Origin of the sequence: Salipiger sp. 1_MG-2023, from assembly GCF_030547555.1 — a bacterium.
GTDB lineage: Bacteria > Pseudomonadota > Alphaproteobacteria > Rhodobacterales > Rhodobacteraceae > Salipiger.
Genome location: NZ_JAUOQN010000076.1, coordinates 1 through 15,647, shown reverse-complemented (window position 1 = coordinate 15,647; position 15,647 = coordinate 1). Strand labels below are relative to the sequence as shown.

Below are 15,647 nucleotides of genomic sequence, written 5' to 3'. Positions count from 1 at the left end.
GCACGCGATGAAGGACTGGCACAAACTCAAGCCAGAGCTGTTCAAGAAACAGCCATATTACCTGCCGGGATGTGACATCTAAGAGGCATTCGGCTGGGCAAAGACCGCCAGCGGTATGGAACAAGCCATGTATCGCGGCGTTGAGCGCGTCCGGGCGCGGTTCATGCTAATCATGAACGCCAGCACCCTCGCCAGACTGCACCGGTTGCGAACGGCGTGACGCGTAAGCAACCAACCAGCTGCGTGCGACAAACGCGCCGACAGGCATGGCGATCACGCAACAATACCCTGATGCCGGGAAACCGTTCCGACCATTGGACAATTTCAGCAAGCCGTTAAAGCAGCTCGACCGTCGCGGATGCCAATTCCGTGGCCGTAAGGCCGACAACGAGCACGGAGCCTCCCGCCCAGGCAAGAAGCGCGCCGCCATCTTCATCGGTGAAGGTCAGATCGTCAGTATCGGACGTTCCGGCATGCAGTTCGATCGCGTCGAACGCGAGCGCAAAATCGCCGATCATGTCCGCGCCGCCGCCGATGAACACAAAAACATCCGCACCTTCGCCGCCATGCAGCGTATCGTCTCCGCCACCGCCGATCAGCCGGTCGGCGCCGGCCTGCCCGCGCAGATCGTCCCCCCCGCCGCCACCGTTGATGGTGTCATTGCCCGAGCCGCCCCAAACCGAGTCTCGACCGAAACTCCCGCCCTGCCCCGTATCCGAATAAAGGTCGTTCCCTGCGCCGAGCCATGCACTGTCGGTTCCGTTGCCGCCCCGGATCGTGTCGGCGCCAACGTCGCCGTAAAGCGCATCTACCCCCGATCCGCCGATAAGGGAGTCGTTCCCCCCTTGCCCGCGCATGAGGTCATCGCCAGCCCCCCCGTTCAGCGTGTCCGCCCCGGCCCCGCCCCAGGCAGAGTCATTGCCACCCTCGCCCCGGATGGTGTCGTTGCCGCCTTCGCCGAACAGCCGGTCGCCCTGGGCGTTGCCATCAAGCAGGTCGCGATGGGCGCCGCCGCGCAAGGTATCCTCGCCGCTGCCGCCGATCAGCGTGTCATTGCCCAGCTCGCCCCTAAGCAGGTCCGCTCCGCCGCCGCCATGGATGTTGTCAGCCCCGGCGCCCCCCCAGACGGAATCCGCTCCGTTCGCCCCGGCCTGCGCGGTATCGGTGTAGACATCGTTGCCAACGCCCAGCCATGCGCGATCCGCCCCGTTGTCGCCGCGCACGGTGTCATTGCCATCGCCCCCGTATAGCGAGTCGTTCTGTGTGCCCCCTTCGAGATGGTCGTCGCCCGCATCGCCCTCGAGCACATCGTTACCGGCATCGCCAAACAGCGTATCGCTGCCGTCATTGCCCATCAGGCTGTCGGCGCCACCATTGCCCCAAGCGCGGTCGTCGCCATCACCGGCGCGCAACGTGTCATCGAAGGCGCCGCCGCCCATGGTGTCATCACCGCCCTCGCCATCAAGCCAGACCCAGCTGCCGAAACTGCCCGCGACGATGCGATCGGCGTAATCGGTGCCACGCACCTCTTCGACCTGCGAAACCACGTCGGTGTCGCCAAAGCCATCGACGATGGTTCCGGCGCCCAAATCTGCATTGATGCCCGCGTTGCCACCGCTGGATGCGTCGCGGTTGTAATCGGCGCGGTCCCAGCTGCTGCTGCCGGTGATGGTGTCGGCCCCCTCCATCGCCCGGTAGCTGATGAAGTTGATGCTGGCCGAGCCGATGAGCCGGTCTGCCTCTGCCGTGGCGCGCACCGCTTCGATCCCGGTGAATGTATCGGTGCCCCCAAAAGCATCGGTCGCGATCCCGGTCACGAAATTCACCACCACGCCAGCAGTGCCGCCGTCGTCGATCTCATCGTCGTAGAGCAACTCGTCATAGCCACCATTGCCGTGGATCGTGTCGTTTCCGGCAAAACCGCCCCATGCCTCCCAGCGATCTTCGTCGGAGCCATTGAAGAGGTCGTCGTCCTGCGAGCCGAAGAACAGATGAAAATAGCTGAAGCTGTCGTCGACCGCCCCCGCGGCGCCCGAAACCGCCGTGCCAGTGCCATTGGCCCCGACGCTGATCACCAGCCCGCCGACCCCGCCCACGTCGCGCCACGACAGGTCATTGCCCTCTCCCGTGGCCCAAAGCCCGGCGTGGCCAAGGATGGTGTCGCTGCCAAGGCCCGGCTCGATGTAATCGCCGCCCTCCTGACTTGCGGCATTGCCACCCGAGGCGTCGAGCCGGTCGTTGCCCGCACCGCCGCGCAGGTGGTCGCGCCCGTTTCCACCGATCAGCGTGTCGTTGCCGTCATCGCCATTTAGCCGATCATTGCCATTGTTTCCGACGATCCGGTCGTTGCCGTCGCCGCCTTCCAGACTGTCATCGCCTGCGCCGCCCCGAAGCGTGTCATTGCCGTCTTCGCCCCAGAAACGCACATCGCCGCCGTAGCTTCCGGCACTGATACTGTCGTTCGCATCGGTGCCGCGCACCTCGTCGATGAGGCTCACCCGGTCGGTCATGCCAAATCCGTCGACGATGGTTCCGGCGCCAAGGTTGGCCCGGATGCCCGCCGTGCCGCCCCAATTGCCATCGTTCGAGTAATCCGCGTGGTCATAACTGGCGGAGCCGGTGATGGTGTCCGCCCCGTCCAACCCGCGATAGCTGATATAGTCCAGCGATGCAGAGCCGGTGAAATGATCGCCCAAGGCGGTGCCCCGCACCGCCTCCATGCCGCTGAAGCTATCGGTGTCGCCAAAGCTGTCCGTCGCCAGACCGGTGGCAAAGTTCACCGTCACCGCGCCTGTGCCGCCTGCGTAATGCTCCTGATTATAGAGCAGTTCGTCATAGCCGCCGTTGCCATGCAGCGTGTCAAACCCGGCGCTGCCTTCCCAGCCTTCCCAGTGATCATTGCCCGACCCGGTCATCAGATCGTTGTCCATGGTGCCCCGGAAGCGGACGGCATAGGTGAAGATATCATTGATCAGGCCCGGAATGTTCGACACCGCCGTGCCCGAGCCGTTGTTTCCAACCATCAGCACAAGCCCGCCGGTGCCGGTCAGGCCCTCGTAGCTGAGGTTGATGCCATTGTTGTCGGTGGCAAAAGCGCCGGCATGGCCAAGGATGGTATCCTGTCCCAGCCCCGGCTCGATCCAGTCGCCATAATCGTGGCTTTGCGCGCTGCCGCCCGATGCGTCGAGCAGATCATTGCCATTCCCGCCGCGCAGGTTGTCCTCATCCGCGCCGCCGCGCAGCGTGTCGTTCCCATCGCCGCCGATCAGCGTGTCGCGTCCTGTGCCACCGATGAAACTATCGTTGCCGCCTTCAAAATCCTCGATGCGATCGTCTCCGCCGAGACCGTTGATCGTATCGTCGCCCGCGGTACCAAAAAGGGTGTCATTACCTTGCGTCGCCATGAAAACCTCCGTGTTCATGTGAGCTGTTTGAAAGGAATTCGCGCAAAATTCTGGTTGCAGGCTAAGATTGCGCCAAAGATGACGTTGCGTCAACCTTCGGTTTACCTTGATGTCAATCCGCCATTGCAACGCCGCAAGCGTTGGTGAGCGAGGCTTGCGAAGGGATGTGTTGCCGGGGCGATCAGGTAGCCGGAGCTGTGAACAGGCAGGCAAGCCGGGCGCTGTCGCACATCGGGCAACCTCTGCCAATCCCCGCCGAAATGGTCTGCAAAGGGCAGGAAAATATTATGCCACGGCAAGATTCCCGGCTACCCTTTGCGGGTAGTATAGTGCGAGGGATATTTAATGTTTACACGTCGATCCGCCATTCTTGCGGGAGCATCGTCATTGCTTTTGCCAAACATGGCGCTCGCTCAGGGTGTTACCTTCACACCCGGCCATATTCTCGCAAACATGGAGAAATCGGCCTGGCTTTCCACCCGCCGCGGCGCCAAGCGCGCGGCCTATGTGATCGCCGCGCCCTGGTGCCCCTTTTGCAAGCAACTTTACGAGACCATTCTGGCGACGCCGCAGGACATCGATTACCGCTTTGTCTTCATGGGCTTTCGCCAATACGGGCCCGCCGTGGTCAACGCCTTTTTCAGCGATGCCGATGATCAGGTCGGCCTGTTCTACAACGATACCGGTGCGCGAAATCCGGCGCTTTCGCCGCGCGCGAGCGACCTCTTCGGCCATATCAACCTCGTCACGGGGCATCTCATGGCGCCCGATTTCGGCTCCATGACGCTGGGAGAGAATGTCGGAAGCGCCACCCCGGTGGGTTTTGCCTATCCCTCGGTCGTGCTGCGCGATGGCGGCAATGATTCCATTGTCTCGATCATGGGCGCATGGATGTATCTTGATCAGATCGGTGAATTCTGCGCCACGCAGGCTGCCACGGCCCCCGACCCTGCGCGCTACGGCGACTATCTGCGCGCGGCGCCGCAGGTCAGCCGCAGCGCGCAGAATTTCTTTGCGCGCGAGGCCGACACCCCCTATTTCGCCGCACCGGTCCCGGATGCGCCATTCGTCGATCAGATCCGCGCCAACAGCGCCTACCCAAGCGTCGGCACGGTCGCGTTCGGCGGCGAAGACTGGGTGGCGGTGCGTGCCTTCACCTCCACGGACGCGCTGCAATTCGCCCGCAGGTCGGGTTTCTACACCCAGTAGCCCCATGACTGCAGCATGCGCCACCTGTGCTCTTGCCATGATCGCACCCGGCAAGGTCTTTTGCTGCGATCGGTCAAAGGCCCATCCGCCTTCCCAAAGCGCTTCATTGTTTCGCTCTCGCCCGGACGTCACGCGCGAGACTGTGCCGAAAGGCAGTTGTTTAAAGAGGTATCAACATGACGATCAACCGCCGCACGCTCATTCTGGCCAGTCTGGCAGGCGCCGCCTTGCCCAGAAGCGCCGCCGCCTTTTTCGACTGTGATCCGATCCGTTTCGGAGATCTTCAGACCGGTCTCGAAATGTCACTCTGGCGCAGCGCTGGCCCGAAGGATCGGGCGGCGACCGTCTATGGGCTCGTCGCCCCTTGGTGTCCGCGCTGCCGCGAGCTGATCCTCGCAGCCAAGGCGGGAGAGCTGCCGCTCAACCTCAGACTGATCCCGGCCTTCGCCCGCTCGCAGCTCGACCGACAGAAAATCTGGGACCTCATCATGCATCCGGGCGACGAGGCGATCGATGCGTTCCATGACCGCCGCCCAACCACGCTAAGCACGGCCGATCCTGCGGCGCTCGACACATTGGTGAATTTCACGGACCTGATCCTGCAATCGGCCAGCATCTGGAACCGGATGATCTATAAGAACGAGGTCAATGCCACGCCCGCCGTTATCCTTTTCAAGCAGCACCCCGACTCGGAGACCGGCACCGTTCCGGAAATCGCCCTTGGCTATGCACCGCAGATGATCCCGGTGTACCGTGACCTTGCGCGGCCCATCGTGTCTTCGGGCGGGCCGTTCCCGCAGGAATATTTCCGCAATCTTCCCCGGGTCGAAAACCTGCAGCCCAGAAGCATCTCCACCGGTCCCGACCGCGGACAGGTGCATGTCATGCCGCATCGCAACGCCCTTGTTGCGCAATGCTTCGGGGCCGGACGGGATCTGCGCATGACCGTTGGCACCCAGATCGCCTTCGGAGAAGAATGGCTGGTCTCGAAAACACCCGATGGCAAGCTGCTGTTCCTGAACCCGGATCAATACTCGGAAACCTCCTGATCCGTTCGATCAGAGAGCGAAAGATTATTGACGTGACTTTTCTTGCGAAAATTGCCTGCACCCTGACCTTGGCGTTCATCCCGGCGGGGGCATCGGCCTGCTTCATGACCCCGGACTCCCGCCCCCTGATCGGCTGCATGCCGTATAATTTCTCGGCGCCGATGGATTGGCGCGTTTCCGACTCCGGCAGCGATGATGCAAGGCGGCCAGAGTTGGTCTGCCACAGAAGATCGGCGCGGTCTCATGTAGCCCTGATCGAACGTCTTTATGGCCAGATGCAAAGCGGCCAGCCTGCGGATGCCTTCTCGCCGCTTGCCAACGCGCCGGATCTCAATGGAGACAGCCCCTACGACTTCGGTGCGACCCAATACATCAAGCACTTCACCCCGGAATTCGTACGCGCCTATTACCCACCGCTCTACGCGATCATCCGGGATTTCGAAGGCTGTATGCGCGAGGTTGCAGAAAAGGGATGCGGTGACGTCGCCGGATGCCGCATCAACGGCTGGGTCGTTATGGGTTACCTGCCGGACGGCAGCCAGTATCCCGTCGTTGGCCTGCCCGAATTCGGCGCGCCCTGAGAAGACATGACCGATCCCGCGTCCAGAAACGGCCCCGAACCCCTCTGGCAAGCGCCGCGCGCCGCGCCGGTGCCGTCCAGAAAGCCGGTGCTGGACGGCCCTCCATCACGCAAACCCACCCCACCGTCGCGCGCGGCGCCCCAAGAGCCAGAACTCATCATCACCGGAGACATGCCGATGATGATGCGATTGAGGCAACCAAGGCAGAACAGATCACAAGCGTCTTCAGGCGGGCAGTCAAAGCCCGCGTTCTGCCCAATTGCCGCAATCCGAACCCGACCATTCCCGGATTTGCCTTTTACTCTCCGGCGACCGCCGAAGTCGGCCTGCGCCTTGGGGGCTTTGACCACGTCACCCCGGGGCCGCACATCCCCTGTCGCTCGGGCGTCACGCTATGTACGCAACACACCCCTCGCCGACGCGATCAAGGATGGATGACAGTTTCGTCGCACTCAGGCATATCACGCCCATGGACTTCACCGCGCTGCGCTATTTTCACGAAACCGCCCGTTCGGGATCGATCCGTCGTGCCGCCGAAACGCTGCACGTCACGCCCTCATCGGTCAGCCGCGCCATTGCGGCACTTGAACACGACCTTGGCGCGCCGCTGTTCGAACGCAGCCGCCGGGGCATGACCATGACCGCGGCCGGAACCTTGCTGATGCGTCACACGCAACGCACCTTTCGCGAACTTGACCGCGTGCGCGATGCCATCGACGACCTGCGCGGCCTGCATCGCGGACAGGTGACACTATACGCCGCCGAAGGGCTGGTGGCCGAATTTCTGCCCGCCGTGATCAGTGATTTCGCCGCGCGCCACCCACAGATCGGATTCGACATCCGCTTTGAGTCCACCGATGCCATCGTCGGGGCGCTGATCGACGATCAGGCAGACATCGGCATCACCTTCAACGGTCCCATGCGCAATGACATCGCCGCGCTGGCCGAACACATCGAGCCGATCTGCTGCCTTGTCTGCCCCGATCATCCGCTGGCGCGCCACCCGCGCCCTGGCCTTTGTGATGTGCTTGCCTGGCCGCTTGCGCTGCCGGAAACGTCGTTCGGCATGCGGCGCATGGTCGATACCGCCATTGCGCGCAGCGCCGGGACGGCCCGGCTTGCGATCAACACCAATTCGCTGGAACTGACCAAACGCGTCGCCATGACCGGTGATGCGGTCGCCTTCATGCCCGGTTTCATGGTGCGCAAGGATGTCGCTGCCGGGCGACTCGTGGCGCTACACCTTGATTGCCCAGACCTCGAAGCCGCGCGGGTCACCGTTTGCGTGCATCGGGATCGTGAGCTGTCCTTCGCGGCCAAAGCCCTGTCAGCGCTGCTGGTGGCGCATTTCCGGGAGCTGCGCGCCGGATAGACCTCAGCGTTGCTCTTTGCGCAACATCGCGGTGCGCCATCGGCACTTTGTGACGCAGAAACTTGGTGTAGGTTCATCGCATCCGGCCCGCCCACGAGGTCGGCTCACTCAGTATATCCAACAGGAGATGTCCATGACGCATTCGTCCCTGGACCGGCGGAGCTTTGTCCTTGGCCTTGCCGGATTGACCGGCGCGGCAAGTCTTGGCCTGCCCGGCGCAGCCCGCGCCGCCACCCCCGCCAATATTTCCGAGGCCATTCACCTTGGGCTTTACATGCCGCTTTACGCCGCGATGAACGGCGGCTTCTTTGAAAAGCACGGGCTGACGCCGGATCTCAAATCCGCAGGCGGCATCGCCCAGCCGGTGCCCGCCGTTCTGTCTGGCGCAGCCGATTTCGCCGTCACCGGCAGCGGCATGTCGATCAACGCCACGGCCGAAGGCGCGCAGATGGTCAACATCGCCAAGATCGCCGGGATGATCTCGGTCTGGGTGGTGGCCAAGCCCGGCACCACCTTCAACGGCCCCGAGGATTTTGCCGGCAAGACCATCGCCACGCTGAAATTCCCGTCCAACACCTACACCACGCCGTTCTACGCGATGAAACAGGCCGGGATGGACCCTGAGAACGACGTGACTTGGATGCAGCTGCCCTTTGGCGCACAGCTTCAGGCGGTTGCTGATGGGCGCGCGGATTTCGCCACCGTATTCGAATGGGATGCCTCGATCGGCGCGACGCAATTCGATCTCGAGGTGGTCTATTCGCTGGGCGAGGCGCTTGGCCCGGCGCTGTTCTCGTCCACCTTCGTGACAGCGGATTTCATCGAAAAAAGCCCCGAAAAGGTGCAGGCCTATTGCAACGCCATCGCCGAGGCCGAACGTGCGCTGCACGAGAATGAACAGCTGTTCATCGACGTTGCGACCAAGGAATTCCCGCAGATCGCCCCCGAGGTCATCGCCGCCGCCCGCCCGCGCTTCTTTGGCGACGTCCCGCTGGTGCCGCGCAATCCGATGATCAGCGAACAGGAATGGCGCACGCTGATCGATCACGAAGCCGGGGTTGGAACGCTGCGTGCCGACCTGCCCTACGAGCAGATGGTCGACAACAGCTTTGCCGAAAAAGCGACGAAGGAGTTTGGTCTGTCATGAGCGATACCAAGGAAATGCGCAGCCTGCCGGCGCTTCCCCAAGCAGTTGGCTTTGATCCCGCATCCACCGCCCTGATCGTGGTGGACATGCAGAACGCCTATGCGGCGCGCGGCGGCTATCTTGACATCGCCGGCTTCGACTTGTCGGGGATCGACGCGGTGAATGCCAATGTTGCCACGCTGGCCCAGACCTGCCGCGATCATGGTGTGCAGGTGGTGTTCCTGCAAAACGGTTGGGACGCCAAATACACCGAGGCGGGCGGGCCGGGCTCGGTCAATCAGGCCAAGTCCAACGCCCTGCGCGTGATGCGCGAGCGCCCGGAATTGCAGGGCACGCTGCTGGCCAAGGGCGGCTGGGATTACGCGCTGATCGATGAGCTGAGCGTGCAAGACGGCGATCTGCTGGTGCCCAAGACGCGCTATTCGGGCTTTGTGAACACGCCGCTGGATTCGATGCTGCGCTCGCGCGGGATCCGCACGCTGCTGGTCTGCGGCGTGGCGTCCAACGTCTGCGTCGAAACCACGATCCGCGACGCCTTCGCCCATGAATACCACCCTGTCATGGTCGAGGATTGCTGCCTTCAGGCCGGGCCGCGCGCCATGCACGAGGCCACGATGTTCAACGTGAGAACCTTTTTCGGCTGGACCACCACGCTGGCCGAGGTCGACGCCACCCTGACCGCCCCCGCAGACTAAGGACCTGATCATGTTCACCCCCATCATCCCCGAAGGCGCCCCCACGCCCATCGCCCCCTTTGTTCCCGGTAGCCGCGTGGGCGACACGCTTTACGTCGCCGGTATGCTTGCCCTTGGCCCCAACGGCGAAAGCCTGCATCCGGGCGACGTAAAGGCCCAGACCCGCTATGTGATCGATGAGATCATCCGCGTGGTCGAAGCCACCGGCGGCACGCTGGCCGACATCTGCTATAACGTGATCATCCTCAAGAACCGTGCGGATTACGCGGCCTTCAACGAGGTCTATGCCGAATATTTCGGGGCCAACCCGCCCGCGCGCTACTGCATCATCTCGGAACTGGTGCGCGATGAACTGCTGGTCGAAATCGCCGCAACGGCATATCTCGGCAAACCGTGATGGCCATGGCAACGGACTCACAATCCATCCCTGCGGCGCGCATCAAGCGCCGCAGCCCGGTGGACGCCGCGCTGCGCATCCGCGCCTATCAGTTCATGGTGCTGCTGGCGATTGTCGCCCTGTGGCAGGTCGGGCTGTGGCTCGGCTGGCTGAAACCCTATGTCTACGGCACGCCGCTGGGCGTGGTGCAATCCTTTGCCGGGCATCTGGCCGATGGCTCGCTGCTGCGGCATTTCTGGGTCACAGGGTTCGAAGTGGTGATCGGCTTTGCCATCGGCTGTCTGTTTGGCAGCGCGGGCGGCTTGCTGCTGTGGCTGTCGCCGCTTTGGGCCAAGATCCTGCACCCCTACATGATCGCGCTGAACGGCGTGCCCAAGATCGCGCTCGCGCCGCTGATCATCGTCTGGTTCGGGCTGGGCATGGAAAGCAAGATCGCCATTGCGTCGATCATCACCTTCATCGTGGCGTTCCTGCAGGCCTACAAGGGCACGCAGGAAATCGACCCCGACCTGATCCGCCTGATGAAATCGCTTGGCGCCTCGCCCTGGCAGACCTTCCGCACCATCGTGGTGCCGGGCAGCCTGCCGTGGATCGTCTCGGCGCTGCGGCTGAACGTCGGCTTCGCGCTGATCGGCGCGGTGGTGGGCGAATATATCTCGGCAGAAGAAGGGCTTGGCTACATGGTCTACTATGCCGGGCAGCTTTACGATCTGAATTCGGTCTGGGTTGGCATCTTCAGCCTGATGATCATGGCGCTGCTGCTCGAAGCCATCGTGGCGCGCTTTGAACGTTCTCTCGACATGGAGCACTGACATGCCGCACATCACCCTTCCCGACGGCGACGCGCTTTACTATGAAGAACACGGCAGCGGTCGTCCGCTGATCATGGTGGCCGGGCTTGGCGGCATCGGCGCATATTGGGCGCCGCAGATCGCCCCTTTTGCCGAACATTTCCGCGTCATCCTGCACGATCATCGTGGCACCGGGCAATCGAGCCGCTCGCAGATCGACTATTCCGTTGACCAGATGGCCGCCGATACGCTGGCGCTGATGGATGCGCTTGGCATCGAACAGGCCGATTTCGTTGGCCATTCCACCGGTGCGTCGATGGCGCAGGCGATTGCGGCGGATCACCCCGAGCGGCTGGGCCGCATTATCCTTGCCTCGGGGTGGACCAAGGCGGATGGCTTCTTCCGACGCTGTTTCGAGACCCGCAAGCAACTGCTGCTGACAGCCGGGCCCGAGGCCTATGTCAAGGCAACGCCCCTGTTTCTTCACCCCAGCTGGTGGGTGCGCGACAACATCGACGCCATCGAGGGTGGCAAAAGCGGCATCTACGGCGGCGACCACGATATCGGCATCATGACCAGCCGCATCGACGCGCTGCTGGCCTTCGACCGCACCGCCGACTTGCCAAAGATCCCGCATGAGGTGCTGGTGATGGGCGTTGCCAATGACCACCTGACCCCGGCCTATTTCTCCGAGGCGCTGGCCAAGGCCATTCCCAACGCCAGGCTGTCGATCATGTCCGATGGCGCCCATGCGGCAAGCCAGGTGTTCCCTGATGAGTTCAACGCCATCGCCCTTGCCTTCCTGACAGGAGACCAAGCATGACCCCCGTTCTGAGCGCCGACGCCGCCCGCGTCGTTTACAACGAGGGCACCGATGCCGCCGTCGAGGCCGTTCGCGACATCACGCTGGACCTGCACCGGGGCGAGATTCTCGCGCTGGTCGGCCCGTCCGGCTGTGGCAAGACCACGCTGTTCAACGCCATTGCCGGGCTGATCCCGCTTCAGGGAGGGCAGGTTTCGGTGGGCGGGACCAAGGTCGAAGAGGCCAAGGGCCACGTCGGCTACATGCTGCAAAAGGATCTGCTGCTGCCGTGGCGCAGCGTGATCGACAACATCACGCTGGGCTTGGAAATTCGCGGCATTGCCAAGGCCAAGGCGCGCGCCAGGGCGCAGGACCTGATCGACCGCTACGGCCTGTCGGGGTTCGAGACTTCGAAACCTTCGGGTCTGTCGGGCGGCATGCGCCAGCGCGCGGCGCTGATGCGCACGCTGGCCTTTGACCCCGAGGTGATCTTGCTGGACGAACCCTTCTCAGCACTGGATTTCCAGACCCGGACCCTGTTGCAAGCCGACGTCAAGCGCATCATTCGCGAACAGGGGCGCAGCGTGATCCTGATCACCCACGACATCGGCGAGGCGATCTCGATGGCGAACCGGATCGTGGTGCTGTCCAACCGGCCCGCCACGGTGAAATCGGTCTACGAAACCCCTTGGGGCAGTGAAGACGTCGACCCGGTCGCCGTGCGCAACCGGCCCGAATACCAGCAGTTGTTCTCGACCATCTGGCAAGAGCTCGAACTGGCGCCGCGCCACTAGCGCGCGGTTCCTGCCAGAAACACTGCGCGGTCTTGTGTCGGGTTGCCGTCGTTGCAATGCACTGATGGTCGCGGCGTCTCATTTTGAACCCGACCGGTTGCAGGGATGCCAAGTGCAGGCCAACACCCACCCGCAATCGCGAGACGATCTGGTTCGGTGACACAGCGACGCTGCGCAAGCGGGCGTCGCTGTTGATCTGCTCTGACAAGAAGATGACCTGCGCGCGACCTAACGGCAGCCCTGCCCCCCTGTCGGGTCTTTCGGGAATGGCGCTCCGGCTTTGTCGGATCACCAAGGCTCAAGGGCGCATCGCAGATTGATCCGCAATCGCGGCAGTCCAATTCCGGCCGCCCCTCGGAAAAAGCAGGCGTACCCGCCACGGCGGATACGCCCGAGGGGACTGTGAACCGCGGATCTTCGCTCGCGCAAGCCGCGATCAATCCTTTGGCTCCGCCCCTCGGCGCGCCGAGATCAGTCAGCCACGGTTTTCGACAACAGCGCTTCGGCCGCAGCCACCAGCCGATCCCGCCAAGCAAGTTTCGCCAGCCAGTCCGGCGGGATGGCACCGGCCCCGCCGAGCGCCCCGGCAAGCTGGCCGGTGATCGCTCCGGTGGTGTCGGCATCTTCGCCGAGGTTCGCAGCGATCAGCACCGCCTCGCGAAAGCTGCCCGACCGGGCAACGCTCCAGAGCGAGGCCTCCAGCGAATGCGCCACGTATCCCGATGCGCGGATTTTCGTGCGGGGCTTGCCACGCCACGACCCGGCCATGATGCCATCAATGGCCCCGGCATAGCCTTCGGACCGGTTGCGCAACACGTCCGAACGGGGGCGCCCCTCGATCGCGTCGGCGAGGCATTCGGCATAGGCCACGCAGGCATCGACAGCTTCCGGGGCGGCATGGGTGGTCCGGCTTTGCCGCGCCGCCACATCGCGCAGCCGGGCACGGTCGTTCAGATGCGCGATGGCCACCGGAGCAAGGCGCATGAGGCTGCCGTTTCCGGCGCTCATCGGATCGGTGGACCCGGCCATGGGATCGCCACTGCGAGTCCAGCGCGCCAGTGCGTGCCGCGTGGTGATGCCGATGTCAAAGCACCTCCCGGTGCAGGAATAGGTGCCGCGCTCGTGCCAGTCGACGAAGCGGCGCATCAGGTCGGCCTCGTCGAGCGCGCTCGACTGCGCGAGGCTGTCGGCCAGCGCCAGCGCCATGGCCGTGTCATCCGTCCACTGGCCGGGCTTCAGGTGGAAGGGCCCGCCCCCCACCATGTCGGTCAGCGGCCCTTGGCTGTCACGGATGGTAAACTCAAGCGTGGTGCCAACCGCATCCCCGACCGCAAGCCCGAGCAAGGCACCGACGGCACGATCACGCACTGCCTCTGACGTTGTCGCGGGCACCTCTTCCCAGCGCGCCTGTTGCCGCAGGACGTAGCGCTGCTGCGCCGCCGTCTCGATGGCGCCCGGGCGCGCTGTCCGGACCTTGGCGATCGCGTCGTCCGGCGTGTCTCCAAGCTCGATCAGCATCCGCGCGGCGATGGTCCCTGCCCGGCCAAGCCCGCCCTTGCAATGGACCACCACATCAAAGCCCGCCCGAAGCCGGTCGCACAAATCGCGACCAACCGTTTCCCAACGCGCCTCGAACGCCGCATCGGGCACCGAAACATCGGGGATGGGCAAGTGGAACCAGCTCATGTGCCGGGCGGCCACCTCCGCACCGAGCCGCGGCACCTGCAGCGTCTGCAGTTCGTGATCCTCGACCAACGTTACAACCGCCGTCGCACCCCAAGCGGCGATGGCGTCGAGGTCCAGTCCGAGGTCTCGGTTCCAGCTTCCCGACATCGCTCCCGGCTGGATCTTGCCAGGACAGAAGGTGATGCCGATCCGCCCCGGAAGGGCGTCAGACCGCACAGCGGCGATCTGCAGAGGATGGCTTTGACTGGTCCGCATGGTTGGACAATCCTTGTCTGGAATATGGGGCGACGCCCCGAATTGAAACAATCTCGAAGGTCGCAAAAAACGCTTCCATCTCGCTGAGATGAAATGCTTTTTTAAAAAGCACGCAAGTAGATTATGCGACCTGCCGAGGAACTTTTCTGCTTGGTTCTGACCTGCCACTGAACTTTCATCCAGCCGGAACCGGAGTCCTTTGGGTTGATACGCCGATTGGCGAAGAACGCTTCTACACTCCCATCGAGTGTACCGACGACATGGCAGGGCAGGACTTCGACTACCTCTTCTATCTGGCCGAACATGTGCTTCCGCAACTCCGACACACTGGATACTTCGCAGACCAATGCCTTCGAGCCGAACTGGACAAGATCCGCCACAGCGAGAACCCGACGGAAGAAATCCTGCGCTTCCTCGAAAAGCTAAAGGGGTATCGCTCGCGTTTTAATTAAACCGCCCACTGAGCAGAATCCCTGCGGCTCGCCCCATGAGCCAGCCGTAGACCAAACTGTAGACCATCCGGTGCCTGTTGACGCCGGGTGGTCCATGGCGATACCCCTTGCTTTGCTGACGCGGACCATCGCCGAGGTGCCTGCAACGGGAACATAACAACCGTGTGGGGGTACCATTATTCTAGGTAAATCATTGGTTTCGCTTAAGCTTCTCGCAACTGCTTGGAGCCGTAGACCATGTCGGCTCTCGTCGCCGCCTTCATCCACTTTCGCAGCATCTCGACAGGGTAGCCCGAGCCGTAGCCATGGCCGACGCCTTCGGTCTGCCAGCCACCGATCTGGTCAACGATGTCGGCGGGGCTCTCGACAGCCCTCAGGCGGTCCCTCATGGCATGCCTGAAGCCGTGCATGGTGGTATCTTCGCCTCCGTTCGTCTTCATCCATTTGTTCAATGCAGCACTGGCGGCGTTCGCGTTGGTCGTCTTGGCCTTGTTGTAGCGCGGGAAGGCGAACTTGGACCCTCCGCCTTGCGACAGGATCCTTTCGGCTGCCCAGAGGGCTTCTCCCTCGAGTGGGACGATGCGTTCGCTGCCCTTCGTCTTGAGCCGCCGCCATGGATGTGGACGCAAATGGGCGACCAGAGCGCCGCTGGCGTCGCGTTGGAAGTCGGCCATCGTCATGCCTGCAGCTTCGGCAAGGCGCATGCCCGTGTCCGAGACCAAGGCGACAAGCCAACGAAGATCATCGTCCAGTTTGAGACATTCCTGCTGAAGCTTCCTCAGGACAGGCATGGGCACCGCTTGGCGGTCGGAGACACCGGCCTCCCGGTCGTAGTAGACCCCGGCGAAGGGGTTCGTCATCGTGATGCCCTGCTCGCTGGCTGCGAAGTTGATGATCGACCGCACGGTGCCGAAGACCCGCGTCATGCTGCTGCCAGCGGAGCTATTGTCAAATCTGGTGTTTGGGCGGTCATCAAGCGGCGGCCTGATCTTGTGTTGATGGCTTGATGCCGT

The 15,647-nt window shown here is 63.1% G+C and carries 13 protein-coding genes and 1 pseudogene; 11 read left to right on the top strand and 3 right to left on the bottom strand.

Annotated features, from left to right (window positions below):
* Positions 1-82 precede the first annotated feature (82 nt).
* Positions 83-220: pseudogene (locus Q4543_RS21845) on the top strand (IS5/IS1182 family transposase); the annotation flags it as partial.
* 115 nt (positions 221-335) lie between these two features.
* Here Q4543_RS21845 and Q4543_RS21840 read toward each other — a convergent pair.
* Positions 336-3,404, bottom strand: coding sequence for a calcium-binding protein (locus Q4543_RS21840; RefSeq protein ID WP_303441860.1), 3,069 nt, complete (start codon positions 3,402-3,404; stop codon positions 336-338).
* A gap of 387 nt (positions 3,405-3,791) precedes the next feature.
* Here Q4543_RS21840 and Q4543_RS21835 point away from each other — a divergent pair, with 387 nt between their 5' ends.
* From Q4543_RS21835 to Q4543_RS21790, 10 genes are all read left to right on the top strand, one after another.
* On the top strand, positions 3,792-4,613 hold the full coding sequence (locus Q4543_RS21835; RefSeq protein ID WP_303441858.1) for a hypothetical protein: 822 nt from the start codon (positions 3,792-3,794) through the stop codon (positions 4,611-4,613).
* Positions 4,614-4,789: 176 nt separating this feature from the next.
* Positions 4,790-5,662 (top strand): hypothetical protein, encoded by an 873-nt coding sequence (locus Q4543_RS21830; RefSeq protein WP_303441856.1) that lies wholly within the window; start codon positions 4,790-4,792, stop codon positions 5,660-5,662.
* On the top strand, positions 5,590-6,243 hold the full coding sequence (locus Q4543_RS21825; protein WP_303441854.1) for a hypothetical protein: 654 nt from the start codon (positions 5,590-5,592) through the stop codon (positions 6,241-6,243). The genes Q4543_RS21830 and Q4543_RS21825 overlap by 73 nt, the downstream gene beginning before the upstream one ends.
* 430 nt (positions 6,244-6,673) lie before the next feature.
* A complete protein-coding gene (locus Q4543_RS21820; protein ID WP_303441852.1) occupies positions 6,674-7,615 on the top strand; it encodes a LysR family transcriptional regulator in 942 nt (313 codons plus the stop codon).
* A 133-nt stretch (positions 7,616-7,748) separates the two neighbouring features.
* The gene (locus tag Q4543_RS21815; RefSeq protein ID WP_303441849.1) at positions 7,749-8,762 is read left to right on the top strand and encodes an ABC transporter substrate-binding protein; all 1,014 of its coding nucleotides are present in this window, start codon (positions 7,749-7,751) and stop codon (positions 8,760-8,762) included.
* A complete protein-coding gene (locus Q4543_RS21810) occupies positions 8,759-9,457 on the top strand; it encodes a cysteine hydrolase family protein (protein ID WP_303441847.1) in 699 nt (232 codons plus the stop codon). Before Q4543_RS21815 ends, Q4543_RS21810 begins: the two co-directional genes overlap by 4 nt.
* A 10-nt stretch (positions 9,458-9,467) precedes the next feature.
* Complete coding sequence (locus Q4543_RS21805; protein ID WP_303441845.1) at positions 9,468-9,854, top strand: Rid family hydrolase; 387 nt, start codon at positions 9,468-9,470, stop codon at positions 9,852-9,854.
* 5 nt (positions 9,855-9,859) lie between these two features.
* Positions 9,860-10,666 (top strand): ABC transporter permease, encoded by an 807-nt coding sequence (locus Q4543_RS21800; RefSeq protein WP_303441843.1) that lies wholly within the window; start codon positions 9,860-9,862, stop codon positions 10,664-10,666.
* A 1-nt stretch (position 10,667) separates the two neighbouring features.
* Entirely contained in the window at positions 10,668-11,468 is an 801-nt protein-coding gene (locus tag Q4543_RS21795) for an alpha/beta fold hydrolase (protein ID WP_303441841.1), read from the top strand.
* Positions 11,465-12,241 (top strand): ABC transporter ATP-binding protein, encoded by a 777-nt coding sequence (locus Q4543_RS21790; protein WP_303441838.1) that lies wholly within the window; start codon positions 11,465-11,467, stop codon positions 12,239-12,241. Before Q4543_RS21795 ends, Q4543_RS21790 begins: the two co-directional genes overlap by 4 nt.
* Before the next feature lie 471 nt (positions 12,242-12,712).
* Here Q4543_RS21790 and Q4543_RS21785 read toward each other — a convergent pair whose 3' ends face one another.
* Together Q4543_RS21785 and Q4543_RS21780 are read right to left on the bottom strand one after the other, a co-directional pair.
* The gene (locus Q4543_RS21785) at positions 12,713-14,182 is read right to left on the bottom strand and encodes an ADP-ribosylglycohydrolase family protein (protein WP_303441837.1); all 1,470 of its coding nucleotides are present in this window, start codon (positions 14,180-14,182) and stop codon (positions 12,713-12,715) included.
* A gap of 655 nt (positions 14,183-14,837) precedes the next feature.
* On the bottom strand, positions 14,838-15,647 hold an 810-nt coding region (locus tag Q4543_RS21780), incomplete at its 5' end, for a tyrosine-type recombinase/integrase (RefSeq protein ID WP_303441835.1).

Bases quoted from the DNA above. Each gene is read 5' to 3' on its own strand.
- Q4543_RS21840 (WP_303441860.1), bottom strand. From the start codon at position 3,404: ATGGCGACGCAAGGTAATGACACCCTTTTTGGTACCGCGGGCGACGAT.
- Q4543_RS21785 (WP_303441837.1), bottom strand. From the start codon at position 14,182: ATGCGGACCAGTCAAAGCCATCCTCTGCAGATCGCCGCTGTGCGGTCT.
- Q4543_RS21795 (WP_303441841.1), top strand. From the start codon at position 10,668: ATGCCGCACATCACCCTTCCCGACGGCGACGCGCTTTACTATGAAGAA.
- Q4543_RS21810 (WP_303441847.1), top strand. From the start codon at position 8,759: ATGAGCGATACCAAGGAAATGCGCAGCCTGCCGGCGCTTCCCCAAGCA.
- Q4543_RS21825 (WP_303441854.1), top strand. From the start codon at position 5,590: ATGGCTGGTCTCGAAAACACCCGATGGCAAGCTGCTGTTCCTGAACCC.
- Q4543_RS21790 (WP_303441838.1), top strand. From the start codon at position 11,465: ATGACCCCCGTTCTGAGCGCCGACGCCGCCCGCGTCGTTTACAACGAG.
- Q4543_RS21830 (WP_303441856.1), top strand. From the start codon at position 4,790: ATGACGATCAACCGCCGCACGCTCATTCTGGCCAGTCTGGCAGGCGCC.
- Q4543_RS21805 (WP_303441845.1), top strand. From the start codon at position 9,468: ATGTTCACCCCCATCATCCCCGAAGGCGCCCCCACGCCCATCGCCCCC.
- Q4543_RS21800 (WP_303441843.1), top strand. From the start codon at position 9,860: ATGGCAACGGACTCACAATCCATCCCTGCGGCGCGCATCAAGCGCCGC.
- Q4543_RS21820 (WP_303441852.1), top strand. From the start codon at position 6,674: ATGGATGACAGTTTCGTCGCACTCAGGCATATCACGCCCATGGACTTC.
- Q4543_RS21815 (WP_303441849.1), top strand. From the start codon at position 7,749: ATGACGCATTCGTCCCTGGACCGGCGGAGCTTTGTCCTTGGCCTTGCC.